The organism is Klebsiella sp. WP4-W18-ESBL-05 (genome assembly GCF_014169075.1).
In the GTDB taxonomy this organism is placed as follows: Bacteria; Pseudomonadota; Gammaproteobacteria; order Enterobacterales; family Enterobacteriaceae; genus Kluyvera; species Kluyvera ascorbata_B.
The window spans coordinates 3,869,622-3,883,457 of record NZ_AP022057.1; the positions used below are offsets into that span (position 1 = coordinate 3,869,622).

Sequence of the window (13,836 nt, forward strand, 5' to 3'; positions counted from 1 at the left end):
TCATCGGTCCGTGACGCGTTATGCATACTAAATGAACAACTCCGCTTGCGCAATTTTTATACAATCACTGCGATTGATGAAACCGAAACAGCGGCAGCAGATACGGCGTCGTCTGTTCAACTATTGCCTCATACTGCGCGGGTTCCAGGGTACGCCACAGGCGTTGATACCAGACATCGGCCCCTTCGCCGCTCACCACCATATTGCCTTCATACGCCTGCATAAACTTGCTGCGCGCTTTTTGCTGCGTGTCCTCGTCCCTTAAGATGGCACCTTTTTCGGCATCGTAACAGGCTTTTATCCATGCCCCGCCGCTTTCGGGTAAGAACAGCAGCGGCTGGCACATTCCCTGTCGATAACCTTCCACCAGCTGCGAGAGATAGGTTTTCGCCTCATCAATCGCCAACGGTGGGAAGCACCATTCACCTTCTTTACGCAGCAGCAGCCGGCTTTCACCGTTGCCGCCGCTAGCACAGTAGACAAGGTGTTCCAGCCAAAGTTGCATTCCTTGTGCCACGCTAAGCAAAGATGGCCGCCAACGCAACAATCCATTCTCCTGAACCTGTGGTAACCATCCCGTTATGTTAACCCCGTCGCAATCAAGGTCTATTTCCATGCTTTTTCCGACCCGGCGATATTCAATAACCCGCGCAGCCAGTGCGGCCATCTCCTGGCGCTGAGCTTCCCAGGCAATTTCACCGAACGGCCCGTAGGGGAGCTCGCCCGCTGCGCGATAGCGGCGATACATCGGTTCTGCCTCCTGCTCTTCAATCAGGGTATTGAGCAGTTGCTGGTTAAGCTGGTAGCGCGTCAACCCTTCCAGCGTGAACGGCTCGGTATCCGGGATATCGTTCTCCTCGCTGCGGAAATTAACCTGCAGACGCAGTTGGAAGAAGGCGCGAACGGGGTGCTTCCAGAAGCGCTGGAGCTGCTCCAGCGGCAACGTGGTCAGTGCGAGAGGCTCCAGCGGCTGGATAAATTCACCGTGGGCTTCTCCCTGTCGGCCAGCTGCCGCCAGCCACTCACGGGCATAGCTTTGCCGCTCGTTAGCCTGGTAGTTTTCGGCATCAAACGGCATTCGGCTATGCAGGTGCATAATATGCTGCTTCACCCGCCGCTCGCTTTCGTCGCAGTTGAGCGCCTCGTCACCTTCCAGACAGTGGCTCTGGCCGACGTAGTCCAGCAGCTCCTGCACCAGCACCGACGGATAGCGCTCGCTGTTATCCTGAATAGAACGGCCGATATAGCTGATATAGAGCGCTTTTTCCGCCGACATCATCGCTTCAAGGAACAGATATCGGTCATCATCGCGGCGGCTACGGTCACCACGAACCGGTTTCTGACTCATGAGATCAAAGCCCAAAGGAGCCAGCGCGCGTGGATAGATACCGTCATTCATCCCCAGCAGACACACCACCTTGAACGGGATGGAGCGCATCGGCATAAGGGTACAAATATTAATAGGGCCCGCCAGGAATCGCTGGCTGATACGTTCCTGATCGAGGCGCTGCGCCAGTTCGTCTCGCAGCAGCGTCAGCGGCACATCGCCCGCATACTGTGACTGCACGCCTTGGGCAATAATCGCCTGCCACTGCTGTTCAATCAGGGTCAGCGCCGCTTCGGTATCCTGGTCCGGCAGGAAGAAATCATTAAGCATGTCGCGGCATACCGGCAGCCATTCCTCCAGCGAACGCGCCTGCGTCAGCACCTGACGCCAGCGGTTCAGTTGCATCAACAGCGAGGCCAGATGCCCCACCAGCTCGGCAATCAGCCCGCTGGATTCATCGTACGGCAGCACCTCCTGCCACTCCCCCTGGCTGCTCTCCATGGCATAGCCCAGCAGCATGCGCGTCAGACCAAATCGCCACGTGTGCTGCCCGGTTGCCGGCAGGTCCAGCTCGCGTACGTTGTCGTCGTCCATCCCCCAGCGCACGCCGGATTCACTCACCCATTGGCGCAGATGCTGTAGCCCCGCTTCATCAATATTAAAACGCGCCGCCAGCACCGGCACGTCGAGCAGCGCCAGCACGTCTTCGCTGGTAAAGCGGCTGTCCGGTAAGGAGAGCAGCGTAATAAACGCCTGCATCGCCGGATGCGCCTGACGGGCGCGGCGGTCGGAAATAGCGTACGGCAGAAAGCGTTCACCGGTTGCGCTGCCGAACACCGCCTGAATAAACGGGCTGTAGCTGTCGATGTCTGCCACCATCACGATAATGTCGCGCGGCGTCAGCGTCGGGTCGGCCTCAAGCATCGCCAGCAGACGGTCATGCAGCACTTCCACTTCGCGCTGCGGGCTGTGGCAGACGTGGACGGTCAGGCTGCGGTCATCATGGGCCAGCGCGCGCTTGTGACCACTCCACGCAAACTCTTCGGCGGTGCGCCCGGCTACGGCGCTATTTTTGAGTTCCAGCACATCGTACTGAAGGTTGTGCAGCAGGTTATCCGGCTCAATGTCAACGAAGGCGTCCAGCTCCTGATAACGCTCCAGCCCCGCCAGCAGATAAATATAGTCGCGCCCCAGCTTGCCCCAGGAGGCCAGCAGCGGGTTGCCGACGTCCTGTTCCCCGTCATCGTTAAACAGCCCCGGTGCGCGGCTGGCATCCTGGAACAACGGCAGCTCGCGCTGTTCGCGGTAATGCCGACGCTGGCGCGCCATCAGGCGGGCAAGAAACGCGGGGTCTTTAATATCGCCCCAGTAGTAACGGCACGGGTTGGTAAACAGAACGTAGATATCAACATGTTTGCCCAACGCCTGTAGCGCATGCAGGTACACCGGCGGCAGCGCGGAGATACCACAGATAAACACCCGTGACGGCAGCCCGGCAGGTGCTTCAGCACTGTTTTCCAGCGTGTCGATAAAGCGCTGATAGAGATTGGCTCGATGCCACTGCGGCTGCCCCAGCGCAGCAGTATGTTCAACCAATGCTTTCCACAGCGGAGCCTGCCACTGCTGCGCCTCGCCGACGCCGTCAACGAATTCACCAGCCTCCCATTGGGTCAGCCACTGCGGTCGATACACCAGATACTGGTCGTAAAGGTCCGCCACGCGGGAAGCCAGCTGGAACAGCTTGCGTTTATCCGCGTCGTCGGTCAGATAGTGGCGCAGCGGCGTAAAGGCTTCCTCATCCAGCATGCCCGGCAACAGCGTCATCAGCTTCCAGCTCATGCTCTGTTTGTTAAAGGCGCTTTCGCCTGGAATATCGGGCAACACGCGGGTAAACATGTCCCAGATAAAGCTCGCGGGCAGCGGGAAATCGATGTTGGCGGCAATGCCAAATCGCTGAGAAAGCGTCATCTGGAGCCACTGCGCCATACCGGTGCTCTGCACGAGGATCATTTCAGGCTCGAAGGGGTCAGCCAGCCGGTCCTGCTCAACGATAAATTCCATTAGCGCTTCCAGCACGTCCAGACGGTTGGAGTGGTAGACCCTTAACATATTCGCTCCTGACTACTGACTGACCGGGCAATGCAGACGCGTCATGCGTCCCTGCCTGCCCATGGGGGTGGTAATAGTAGCACTGATGCTGACACAACGTTGTGACGTTGTCTGTACCCGCTGGCTGCGCCAGCCTTCCGGCAGCACCGTAGGCTGCGGCTGCGTCTGCGTCTGCTCCCAGGCATAGCGCCACAGCTGGCGATACTGGCTAAGCTGAGCGCTAGCGGTAGCCAACGCCCGGTAATAACCGCCAAGGGCCGTGACGACCAGCACCATCAACGCCATCGCCAGTATGACCTCCGGCAGGCTAAAACCGCGTGTTCTCAGGGTATCTGGCATAGCACCGCCTCTTTTAACGGGCAAAAATCACTCCAGCCGTGGGTCGAAAACTGCAGGCCGCTTGCGGCCCAGCGCCCGGATTGCCACAGCTGAAGATCGCCATTTTGCGCAATCAGCAACAGCCTGCCGTCGTTCTGCAGACGCGCGCAGACGCGGCTTTCGCCCAGCGACAGGCACTGGATGCCCGCCTCCACCCGCCAGGGTTGGCCTATTCCCCACTGCAACGCGGAATGCACCTGTGACGTGCGCTGCAATGCCCTGCTTTCGTCGGTGACCGTCGCCAGCTGACGGCGCTGCGCCTGATTCAGCCCTTGTAGCATCAGGCTACCCAGTACCAATAGCATCAGTACCATGGCAAGCGCAGAGGCGCCGCGCTCGCGGTTCACAGGTTGTATCCCGTCACGCTGTACTGCGCGCTCACCCTATTGCCGCGCGTATCGCGAGCGGAAAGGACGATAGCAAGCTGTGGCATTAAGCCAACCCGCGCGCTACGCGTGACCTGAAAGTCGGTAACCGTGAGGGTCGCGGGGTCCGTCATCTTATCCCATCCGCCCCCTTCACAGGCGGTCGCACCGCGCCGCGTTTCCAGCACGCCGGTCTGTAAGCGAAAACCAATGCTGTCAGCCTCATCGGCGGGCGCGGTTTGCCAGGCACCGTTGCTGTCGCCATCCCAGCGAATAATCACGCACTGCCCCTGACGCGCAATGTACAGCGCATCATCACCGCAGCGCTCGCCGCCGCAGTACCCCGCTCGCTGTAAATGCTTCGCGAGGGTAAACAGCCGCTGCCAGACCTCCTCCTCCAGCGTTTGCTGCTGTATTTGCGCCAGCACGCCGCGCTGCAGGGCAGGCAAAAAGCGTGATGCGCCCAACAGCAGTATGCTGCTGATTGCCATCGCAACCAGCACTTCCAGCAGTGAGAACCCTCGCATCAGCATGCCCCCTCTTCACACAGACGTATTCGCCCCCAGTTTGAAACAACCACGGTCCAGCGTCCCGCCTCGCTGGCTATCGCAAGGCTACCGGCCCATGCGGTATTGCGCAGGCCAAAGAAGGCCAGATTTGGCGTCATTTTGCTGAGCGAGACTTCTTCCCACTCGGGCTGAAATACCGCAGGATTCCCCGCCGGGCAGCCTTCCAGCACCGCGTCATCTGCCGTAAGACACCAGCGCTGAGCGGTACGGTTTACCCGTAGCCGACGATCGCGGTTGTGCCAGTTGGCATCGTTACGCAGGTAAATCAGATAGTCCCGGAGCGCCGACGCCGTTTGCCATAGCCGTTGCTCCTGCTGCCAGCTGCGCCAGCCGTACAGGCCGGTAGCGCTGAGGATCAGCACCAGCGCCACGGCGGCTAAGGTTTCGATAAGGGTGTAGCCTCGTTCTCTGTTCATGCCGACAGTGTGCGGCGGCGCCAAGGGGATGACGAGAGGCGGTCGCGCATTTTTGCGGGGCGCGATGAGGTAAATATGAGGGCGTTACAACCCGCGACAAAAAAATCGGAAGCAGCCTTCAAAGAATAAAAAAACGGCGCTGAAATCAGCGCCGTTTGTCATGCCCGGAAGCTTAGATGGCAACCGGCGCTTTGATACCCGGATGCGGGTCGTAGCCTTCGATTTCAAAGTCTTCAAAGCGATAGTCGAAAATCGAGGCCGGTTTGCGCTTAATCACCAGCTTCGGCAACGCGCGCGGTTCGCGAGTGAGCTGCAGCGCAGTCTGTTCCATGTGATTGTTGTACAGGTGAGTGTCACCACCGGTCCAGACGAAATCACCCACTTCCAGGTCGCACTGCTGTGCCATCATATGCACCAGCAGCGCGTAGCTGGCGATGTTGAACGGCAGGCCGAGGAACACGTCGCAGGAGCGCTGGTACAGCTGGCAGGAGAGCTTGCCGTCCGCCACGTAGAACTGGAAGAACGCGTGGCACGGCGCCAGCGCCATTTTGTCCAGCTCGCCGACGTTCCAGGCCGAAACGATGATACGGCGCGAGTCCGGGTCGTTTTTCAGTTGGTTCATCACGGTGGTGATCTGGTCGATATGACGGCCGTCCGGCGTCGGCCAGGCGCGCCACTGTTTACCGTAGACCGGGCCAAGATCGCCGTTCTCATCGGCCCATTCGTCCCAGATGCTGACGTTGTTTTCATGCAGATAGGCCACGTTGGTGTCGCCCTGCAGGAACCACAGCAGCTCGTGGATAATCGAGCGCAGGTGGCAACGTTTGGTCGTCACCAGCGGGAAACCTTCTTGCAGGTTAAAGCGCATCTGGTGGCCAAAAATGGAGACGGTACCGGTGCCGGTGCGGTCATTTTTCGGGGTGCCCTCATCGAGCACCTTCTGCATCAGTTCAAGATACTGTTTCATGCTTCCTCAGGAGATCTGTTGCTGCGGACGGCGAAACGCCCAGACCATCATAATGATACCCGCAAGCACCATCGGAATCGAAAGAATCTGCCCCATGCTGATGTACTGCACCCACTCGCCGGTGAACTGCGCATCCGGCTGGCGGAAGAGTTCGCAGATGATACGGAACAGACCGTAGCCAATCAGGAACAGGCCTGAGACCGAGCCCGCCGGACGCGGTTTACGGATAAAGAAGTTCAGGATCAGGAACAGCACCACGCCTTCCAGCGCCATCTCGTACAGCTGTGACGCGTGACGCGGCAGCGAGCCGTAGGTATCAAACAGCGTTTGCCATTCCGGGTGCGACGGCAGCAGCGCCAGGTCTTCCGCACGGGAGCCAGGGAACAGCATGGTGTAGTGGAAGCTTGGGTCCACGCGGCCCCACAGCTCGCCGTTGATAAAGTTACCCAGACGACCGCAGCCCAGGCCAAATGGAATCAGCGGCGCAATGAAGTCGGAAACCTGGAAAAAGGTACGCTTGGTGCGGCGGGCGAAGATAATCATCACCACGATCACGCCAATCAGGCCGCCGTGGAAGGACATACCTCCGTCCCAGACGCGGAACAGATACAGCGGGTCCTGCAGGAAGGAATCGAAGTTGTAGAACATCACGTAGCCGATGCGCCCGCCGAGGAACACCCCGAGGAAGCCCGCATACAGCAGGTTTTCAACTTCGTTTTTTGTCCAGCCGCTGTTCGGGCGATTCGCGCGACGCGTCGCCAGCCACATCGCGAAGATAAAGCCCACCAGGTACATCATGCCGTACCAATGTAGGGAGACCGGTCCGATGGAGAAAATTACCGGATCGAAGTCCGGGAAACGCAGATAACCACTATTCATCTGTCACCACAAATGCTTGTTATTCCGCCGAAAGTGGACAGCGGTAGAGATGCGCGCCGTAGGCTTCAGGCGCTCCAAAGGTGCGAATGATAGCATAAGGCGGATGAGAGGTGATGCGCCGAAGATGTAAAAGATATGTATAAGCAAGCAGCTTCGCTCGACCAGGTGACGCAATGGTGCTGCATGTAGACCGGATAGAGCAACGCGCCATCCGGCAAAGGACGCAGGAGCAAGATGGCGCTGCGCTTATCAGGCCGACAAAGGCAATCAGAGACCGCCGCGAATCAGGCCGCCAAGGCCACGACGTTCCATAAAGGCCGCCACCTGATGACGCACTTCAGTCGCCATCTGCGCTTCGAGGCTGCGCTGGGCCAGAGTCTGGGCATCTTCGAGTTCGATATTGCGCAGCAGATACTTCACGCGCGGTACCGAGCGGCCGTTCATCGACAGGTGGCGGAAACCCAGGCCAATCAGGATAGTCACGCACATCGGATCGCCGGCCATTTCGCCGCACAGACGTAAATCGATACCGTAGCGTTCGGCTTCCTGCACGATCATCGACAGCACGCGGATCATGCCCGGATGCAGGCTATCGTAGATACTGGCCACGCGAGTGTTGTTGCGATCTACCGCCAGCACGTACTGGGTAAGATCGTTAGTGCCTACCGAGATAAAGTCGATACGGCTGGCCAGATGCGGCAGCATAAAGACCATCGACGGAACTTCCAGCATGATACCAATGCGCGGTTTCGGAATCGCGTAGCCGATCATCTCTTCCACTTCGCGACCGGCGCGGTCGATCAGACGACGCGCTTCGTCCACCTCTTCAAGACTGGTGACCATTGGCAACAGAATACTCAGGTTGCCGGTGGCGGCATTGGCGCGCAGCATGGCGCGAACCTGAACGAGGAAGATTTCCGGCTGATCGAGCGTAATGCGGATCCCGCGCCAGCCCAGGCATGGATTCTCTTCGCTAATCGGCATATAAGGCAGCTGCTTATCTGCGCCAACGTCCAGCGTACGCAGCGTCACCGGCTTGTCGTTGAACATTTGCAGCATCCCCTGATACTGCGCCACCTGCTCCTCTTCGGACGGGAAGCCGCTTTGCAGCATAAAGGGAATTTCAGTCCGGTACAGGCCAATACCGTCAATGCGACGGCCCAGCTTTTGTTCATGTTCCGGGCTCAGGCCGGCGTTGAGCATCACCTTCACGCGTTCGCCGCTTTTCAGCTCCGCCGGGCGTTCAACGTCCCCTTCCGCCAGGCGGCTGAGCTCGTTCTCTTCGCTGATAAGGCGCTGGTATTCCTGTAACAGGATCGGTTCAGGATCGACCAACAGCTCGCCGCGGTAGCCGTCTACCACCAGCGTGCGGCCGTGCAGTACCGATGGCTGAATATCGGCGCCCATCACCGTTGGGATCCCCAGCGCACGCACCATGATCGCCGCGTGGGAGTTGGCTGCGCCGTCGCGAACGACCACCCCCGCCAAACGATCCTGCGGCACTTCCGCCAGCGTGGTGGCAGAAAGCTCATCCGCGACCAGCACAAAACGCTGCGGCCAGCCGTTGGCCCCTTGGGTTGTGTCATCGAGATGGAACAGCAGACGCTGCCCCAGCGAGCGCAGATCGCCCGCCCGTTCTTTCAGGTAGCCGTCGCTGAGCGCAGCAAACTGCTCGGCAAATTTTTCAACAACCGTTTTGACCGCCCATTCGGCTACCGAACCTTTATCTACCGCGGTAAACAGCGCGCGGCGCAGGCTGGCGTCGGACAACAGGTGAGAGTAAAGGTCAAAAATCGCCGCCGTCTCGGTTTGTGCCCCGGCGGCATAGCGCTTGCTGTAGCGACGAAATTCGTTGGCCGCCTCTTCCAGCGCGCCGGTCAAACGCTCACGCTCTAGCTGGACATCCAGCGATGAGGCTTCATAAACCTGCTCCATCAGCGGCAGGGTGGCATCCATCCAGCCTTCGGCAATCGCCACGCCCGGCGACGCGGGCAGCGCGCGAATACGCGTTTGTCGATACTGCCCGAACAGCGCCGTCAGCTGCGACTGCGACAGAATGGCCGCCATTTGAGTGGCCAGCGTCACCAGGAAGGATTCTTCGCTTTCGTCGAACTGCCTTAGCTCACGCTGCTGCACCACCAGCACGCCCAGCAGTTGGCGGCGCTGAATGATCGGCACGCCAAGAAACGCGCGGAAGCGTTCTTCTTTGACTGAGGGGATGTATTTATAGCTGGGGTGTTTTTGCGCATCGGCAAGGTTGATAGGTTCGGCCAGGCGGCCAACCAGCCCGACGATACCTTCATCGAAGGCGAGCGTAATGGTACGACCGCGCGGTTTTTTCAGGCCGCGGGTCGCCATCAGGTAGAAGCAGCGTCGATCGTTGTCGGCAAGATAGACGGAACAGACCTCGGTCTCCATGGCCAGGCAGACGTCGGTGACCAGAATATCCAGCGCCTCGTTCAGCCGAGGCGCGCTTGCGACCTTCTCAACAATTTCGCGTAAGCGCGTGAGCATAATATGCGTGGCTTAACCTCTTTTACGTCGATAAGCAGGCGCGCTTTGCGGTTTTGGCGCGCTCTCCGCAAGCGCCATCACAACGCTGGCGAACTCTTTCATTACCCGGCGGTAGACGTCGCGTTTAAACGACACGACCTGGCGCACCGGATACCAGTAACTCACCCAGCGCCAGCCGTCGAACTCCGGCGTGCTGCTGGTTTGCATATTGATATCCGCGTCATTGCCGATCAACTGCAAGAGAAACCACTTTTGTTTCTGGCCGATACAAACCGGCTTTGTGTCCCAACGCACCAAACGTTTAGGCAACTTGTAACGCAACCAGTTTCGGGTCGAAGCGAGGATCCGTACATCCTTACGGCTTAATCCTACTTCTTCGAACAGTTCCCGATACATCGCCTGTTCTGCTGTCTCACCGGGGTTTATGCCCCCTTGCGGGAATTGCCAGGAGTGCTGACCATAGCGCCGGGCCCACATAACCTGGCCCTGACGATTGCAAATTACAATACCAACATTTGGGCGGTAGCCATCGTCATCAATCACCGGACTACCTCAAAATAAGCTTCAATGTGAATGATTGTTTCACACTCGCTGGAAACGGTAAACCACTCTATTACAGCACGACCACCGAATAACATTTGAATAACTCACAGTAATCATCAGAGTTATAAACAGCGAACGCGGCTGACCGTCGATTTTATTCACTTTTTCTGTGGATAGAGTTGTGAAGAAGTATGGAATTACCCAGGGAAAACCCAGAGTACTCTGAATAATCGCACGCAACCACCGCACAGTAAAACGATATTTTTCATTATGTTATTATAGTTCATCTTGATGCATTAGCGCATAACGTGATGATCATCACATAGGCGATCCTCCAACTGATGAAAGATCGAGCAACGTTGGTTTTATCCACAGAATGTGCCAACAAGTTAGGCATCTTTTGTGCGAAAATTCGATTTTCATCGCACGTCAAGGCTGTAAATTGAAACAGTAGTGGGGCTTTTCCCCAGTTATCCCATTTTTCTGTGGATAACATGGTGTAAGATCCTGTTCATTGTCAGTGACCAGAATTGGAAAACCTTTTTTCACGCCGTTTTTTTAGCGCATGGCATTCATAAAAATTCAATACAATCATAGCGTTGTTATATTTACCCAGAAAAAGTTAAACTCTATCCACACCCGGTAAAACTGTCGTTCATTTTTTGACCAAGAGGCGCATTGTCATGTCAACGCTCGCTCCACTTTGCGAATCACCGAAAACCCAGGCCGATCTGCTCGCGCAGGCACAGCGGCTGGCGGGCTATTCGCTGGGTGAGCTGGCGGCAATGGCCGGTATCGTGGCACCCAACGATTTAAAGCGGGATAAAGGCTGGATTGGCGTGCTGCTGGAAATCTGGCTTGGCGCCAGCGCGGGCAGCAAACCGGAGCAGGATTTCGCGGCGCTCGGGGTCGAGCTGAAAACCATCCCCATCGACCGCCTGGGGCGGCCGCTGGAGACCACCTTCGTTTGCGTTGCACCGCTGACCGGCAACTCCGGCGTGACCTGGGAAAACAGCCACGTGCGTCACAAGCTCAAACGAGTATTGTGGATCCCGGTCGAAGGCGAACGGACAATCCCGCTGGCGGAGCGCCGCGTCGGCGCGCCGCTGTTGTGGACGCCCAGTTCGGAAGAAGAACGCCAGCTGCAAATGGACTGGGAAGAACTGATGGACCTCATCGTATTGGGTCAGGTCGAACGCATTACCGCGCGCCACGGCGAAGTGCTACAGCTGCGGCCAAAAGCCGCCAACAGTAAAGCGCTGACCGAAGCCATCGGCGCCCACGGCGAGCCAATCATGACGCTACCGCGCGGCTTTTACCTCAAGAAAAACTTCACCGCCGCTCTGCTGGCGCGCCACTTTATGCTGCAACCGCATTAATCTTTTTGTCCTACCGCGCGGCGGGATTATACTCCTCGTGCTGCTGGCAACGGAGTTGCCGAACGGCAGCACCTACAACGTACTTCAATTGAATCTTTCGTTTTTTTGGCAGGACTTACCTAATGTTATTTGCATGGATCACCGACCCCAACGCCTGGCTTGCGCTCGGAACGCTGACGCTGCTGGAGATCGTTCTGGGGATCGATAATATTATTTTTCTCTCTCTGGTTGTTGCCAAACTCCCCACCGCGCAACGAGCCCATGCCCGCCGCTTAGGCTTAATGGGGGCCATGATCATGCGCCTGGGGCTGCTGGCCTCGATCGCCTGGGTGGTCAAACTCACCAACCCGCTGTTTACGGTGTTCGATCAGGCGATTTCGCTGCGCGATCTTATCCTGCTGCTTGGCGGGCTGTTCCTTATCTGGAAGGCCAGTAAAGAGATCCACGAATCCATTGAGGGCGATGAAGAAAGCCTGAAAACCAACGTGCATTCGTTCCTCGGCGCCATCGTGCAGATTATGCTGTTGGATATCATCTTCAGCCTCGACTCGGTGATTACCGCCGTCGGTCTGTCCGATCATCTGTTTATCATGATGGCGGCCGTGGTCATCGCCGTAGGCGTGATGATGTTTGCCGCACGCAGCATCGGCGAGTTTGTCGATCGCCACCCATCGGTGAAGATGCTGGCGCTGTCGTTCCTGATTCTGGTTGGTTTTACGCTGATTCTCGAAAGCTTTGACGTGCACGTGCCGAAAGGCTACATCTATTTTGCGATGTTCTTCTCGATTGCGGTGGAAAGTCTCAATCTGCTGAGAAATAAAAAAAATCCGCTTTAATCTGTTGCCCATAGCCCTCTTTTGAGGGCTATGTCTGATTTTTTTAAGATTTTCCTGCTTTATGCTAACCCTAAGGTCGGTTATTACTAGACTGTTAAGAGTGCGGCGATGAAGGGGAAAACGATGACAAAATGGGCAGTTTTGATTTCCGCAGTAGGTTTAGCGTTTGCTGTTTCCGGCTGTAGCAGCGATTACGTCATGGCGACGAAAGATGGCCGGATGATCCTGACCGACGGTAAACCGGAAGTCGACGACGACACCGGGCTTATCAGCTATGAGGATCAGCAGGGCAATAAGATGCAGATCAACCGCGATGACGTATCGCAAATCATTAAACGATAACGACGAAGGTCAGCCGCCTGCTGGCCTTTTTTCATTTTCTGCTTTCCCTTTTTCTTCCCCTCTGCCATTTTTATATTCCTTTGTCGGGACTCTTTCCCGACGTTGTTGATAAAAGGAAGCCGGCTTATGCAGTACCACCGTATCCCCCACAGCTCGCTTGAGATAAGCACCCTTGGGCTTGGCACAATGACGTTTGGTGAACAGAACAGCGAAGCCGACGCCCATGCACAGCTCGATTATGCCGTCAGCCAGGGCATTAATCTGATCGATGTCGCCGAAATGTACCCCGTACCGCCGCGGCCGGAGACTCAGGGCCTGACCGAGACCTACGTCGGCAACTGGCTGGCGAAGCACGGCAACCGTGAAAAGCTGGTTATCGCCTCTAAGGTCAGCGGCCCGTCGCGCAATAACGACAGCGGCATTCGCCCGAATCAGGCGCTGGACCGCAAGAACATTCGCGATGCGCTGCATAATAGCCTGACGCGCCTGCAAACCGACTATCTTGATTTGTACCAGGTACACTGGCCGCAGCGCCCCACCAACTGCTTTGGCAAGCTCGGCTATACCTGGGCTGATTCCGCACCGGTGGTCACGCTATTGGAAACGCTGGAAGCGCTCACCGAATATCAGCGGGCCGGTAAAATTCGCTATATCGGCGTCTCTAACGAAACCGCGTTTGGCGTGATGCGCTATCTGCATCTGGCGGATAAACACGATCTGCCGCGCATTGTCACCATCCAGAACCCGTACAGTCTGGTTAACCGCAGCTATGAAGTGGCGCTCGCAGAAGTGAGCCAGTTTGAAGGCGTAGAGCTGCTGGCCTATTCCTGCCTGGCATTCGGCACCCTCACCGGTAAGTATCTGAACGGCGCAAAACCGGCCGGCGCGCGCAACACGCTGTTTAGCCGCTTTACCCGCTACAGCGGCGAGCAAACGCAAAAAGCGGTAGCCGCCTACGTGGATATCGCCAAACGTCACGGCCTCGACCCGGCGCAGATGGCGCTGGCATTTGTTCGTCGTCAGCCGTTTGTCGCCAGCACGCTGCTCGGCGCAACCACGATGGAACAGTTGAAAACCAACGTTGAGAGCTTACATCTGGAATTGAGTGAAGAAGTGCTCGCGGAGATTGAGGCGGTGCATCAGGTTTATACCTACCCTGCACCGTAATTTATCGGCCGGATAAGTCGGTTACGCCGCTATCCGGCAATGTGT

The 13,836-nt window shown here is 57.3% G+C and carries 14 protein-coding genes; 5 read left to right on the forward strand and 9 right to left on the reverse strand.

Annotated elements, in window-relative coordinates; translation table 11 throughout:
- Positions 1-64: 64 nt before the first annotated feature.
- The 9 genes from recC to rppH all read right to left on the reverse strand — a co-directional run bounded on the left by recC (position 65) and on the right by rppH (position 10,067).
- The gene (gene recC / locus H7R58_RS18425) at positions 65-3,436 is read right to left on the reverse strand and encodes an exodeoxyribonuclease V subunit gamma (RefSeq protein ID WP_182930087.1); all 3,372 of its coding nucleotides are present in this window, start codon (positions 3,434-3,436) and stop codon (positions 65-67) included.
- A 12-nt stretch (positions 3,437-3,448) separates the two neighbouring features.
- Positions 3,449-3,775 carry a prepilin-type N-terminal cleavage/methylation domain-containing protein gene (locus tag H7R58_RS18430; RefSeq protein ID WP_182930086.1) on the reverse strand — a complete coding sequence of 109 codons (327 nt, stop codon included), beginning with the start codon at positions 3,773-3,775 and terminating at the stop codon, positions 3,449-3,451.
- Complete coding sequence (locus H7R58_RS18435; RefSeq protein WP_106925930.1) at positions 3,760-4,161, reverse strand: DUF2509 family protein; 402 nt, start codon at positions 4,159-4,161, stop codon at positions 3,760-3,762. Before H7R58_RS18435 ends, H7R58_RS18430 begins: the two co-directional genes overlap by 16 nt.
- A complete protein-coding gene (locus tag H7R58_RS18440; protein ID WP_182930085.1) occupies positions 4,158-4,712 on the reverse strand; it encodes a prepilin peptidase-dependent protein in 555 nt (184 codons plus the stop codon). Before H7R58_RS18440 ends, H7R58_RS18435 begins: the two co-directional genes overlap by 4 nt.
- Positions 4,706-5,164 (reverse strand): prepilin peptidase-dependent protein, encoded by a 459-nt coding sequence (locus tag H7R58_RS18445; RefSeq protein ID WP_106926117.1) that lies wholly within the window; start codon positions 5,162-5,164, stop codon positions 4,706-4,708. Before H7R58_RS18445 ends, H7R58_RS18440 begins: the two co-directional genes overlap by 7 nt.
- Positions 5,165-5,336: 172 nt before the next feature.
- Positions 5,337-6,131, reverse strand: a complete 795-nt coding sequence (thyA, locus tag H7R58_RS18450) for a thymidylate synthase (protein ID WP_106925926.1) — start codon at positions 6,129-6,131, stop codon at positions 5,337-5,339.
- A 6-nt stretch (positions 6,132-6,137) separates the two neighbouring features.
- The gene (gene lgt, locus H7R58_RS18455; RefSeq protein WP_106925924.1) at positions 6,138-7,010 is read right to left on the reverse strand and encodes a prolipoprotein diacylglyceryl transferase; all 873 of its coding nucleotides are present in this window, start codon (positions 7,008-7,010) and stop codon (positions 6,138-6,140) included.
- A gap of 267 nt (positions 7,011-7,277) precedes the next feature.
- Complete coding sequence (gene ptsP, locus H7R58_RS18460; RefSeq protein ID WP_182934458.1) at positions 7,278-9,524, reverse strand: phosphoenolpyruvate--protein phosphotransferase; 2,247 nt, start codon at positions 9,522-9,524, stop codon at positions 7,278-7,280.
- Positions 9,525-9,536: 12 nt separating this feature from the next.
- On the reverse strand, positions 9,537-10,067 hold the full coding sequence (rppH, locus tag H7R58_RS18465; RefSeq protein WP_035893962.1) for an RNA pyrophosphohydrolase: 531 nt from the start codon (positions 10,065-10,067) through the stop codon (positions 9,537-9,539).
- A 453-nt stretch (positions 10,068-10,520) separates the two neighbouring features.
- On the opposite strand from rppH, the gene H7R58_RS25640 reads away from it, so the two are divergent.
- The 5 genes from H7R58_RS25640 to H7R58_RS18485 all read left to right on the forward strand — a co-directional run bounded on the left by H7R58_RS25640 (position 10,521) and on the right by H7R58_RS18485 (position 13,791).
- Entirely contained in the window at positions 10,521-10,664 is a 144-nt protein-coding gene (locus tag H7R58_RS25640) for a hypothetical protein (RefSeq protein ID WP_413774302.1), read from the forward strand.
- A gap of 86 nt (positions 10,665-10,750) precedes the next feature.
- Positions 10,751-11,446: a DNA mismatch repair endonuclease MutH gene (mutH, locus tag H7R58_RS18470; protein ID WP_106925918.1), complete on the forward strand. Its 696-nt coding sequence runs from the start codon at positions 10,751-10,753 to the stop codon at positions 11,444-11,446.
- Positions 11,447-11,568: 122 nt separating this feature from the next.
- Entirely contained in the window at positions 11,569-12,282 is a 714-nt protein-coding gene (locus H7R58_RS18475) for a TerC family protein (RefSeq protein ID WP_106925916.1), read from the forward strand.
- A gap of 123 nt (positions 12,283-12,405) precedes the next feature.
- Positions 12,406-12,624: a YgdI/YgdR family lipoprotein gene (locus H7R58_RS18480; protein WP_035893968.1), complete on the forward strand. Its 219-nt coding sequence runs from the start codon at positions 12,406-12,408 to the stop codon at positions 12,622-12,624.
- A gap of 126 nt (positions 12,625-12,750) precedes the next feature.
- Entirely contained in the window at positions 12,751-13,791 is a 1,041-nt protein-coding gene (locus tag H7R58_RS18485) for an NADP(H)-dependent aldo-keto reductase (RefSeq protein WP_106925914.1), read from the forward strand.
- Positions 13,792-13,836: the final 45 nt, after the last annotated feature.

Bases quoted from the DNA above. Each gene is read 5' to 3' on its own strand.
- H7R58_RS18430 (WP_182930086.1), bottom strand. From the start codon at position 3,775: ATGCCAGATACCCTGAGAACACGCGGTTTTAGCCTGCCGGAGGTCATA.
- mutH (WP_106925918.1), top strand. From the start codon at position 10,751: ATGTCAACGCTCGCTCCACTTTGCGAATCACCGAAAACCCAGGCCGAT.
- recC (WP_182930087.1), bottom strand. From the start codon at position 3,436: ATGTTAAGGGTCTACCACTCCAACCGTCTGGACGTGCTGGAAGCGCTA.
- H7R58_RS18485 (WP_106925914.1), top strand. From the start codon at position 12,751: ATGCAGTACCACCGTATCCCCCACAGCTCGCTTGAGATAAGCACCCTT.
- ptsP (WP_182934458.1), bottom strand. From the start codon at position 9,524: ATGCTCACGCGCTTACGCGAAATTGTTGAGAAGGTCGCAAGCGCGCCT.
- thyA (WP_106925926.1), bottom strand. From the start codon at position 6,131: ATGAAACAGTATCTTGAACTGATGCAGAAGGTGCTCGATGAGGGCACC.
- H7R58_RS18480 (WP_035893968.1), top strand. From the start codon at position 12,406: ATGACAAAATGGGCAGTTTTGATTTCCGCAGTAGGTTTAGCGTTTGCT.
- lgt (WP_106925924.1), bottom strand. From the start codon at position 7,010: ATGAATAGTGGTTATCTGCGTTTCCCGGACTTCGATCCGGTAATTTTC.
- H7R58_RS18440 (WP_182930085.1), bottom strand. From the start codon at position 4,712: ATGCTGATGCGAGGGTTCTCACTGCTGGAAGTGCTGGTTGCGATGGCA.
- H7R58_RS18475 (WP_106925916.1), top strand. From the start codon at position 11,569: ATGTTATTTGCATGGATCACCGACCCCAACGCCTGGCTTGCGCTCGGA.
- H7R58_RS18445 (WP_106926117.1), bottom strand. From the start codon at position 5,164: ATGAACAGAGAACGAGGCTACACCCTTATCGAAACCTTAGCCGCCGTG.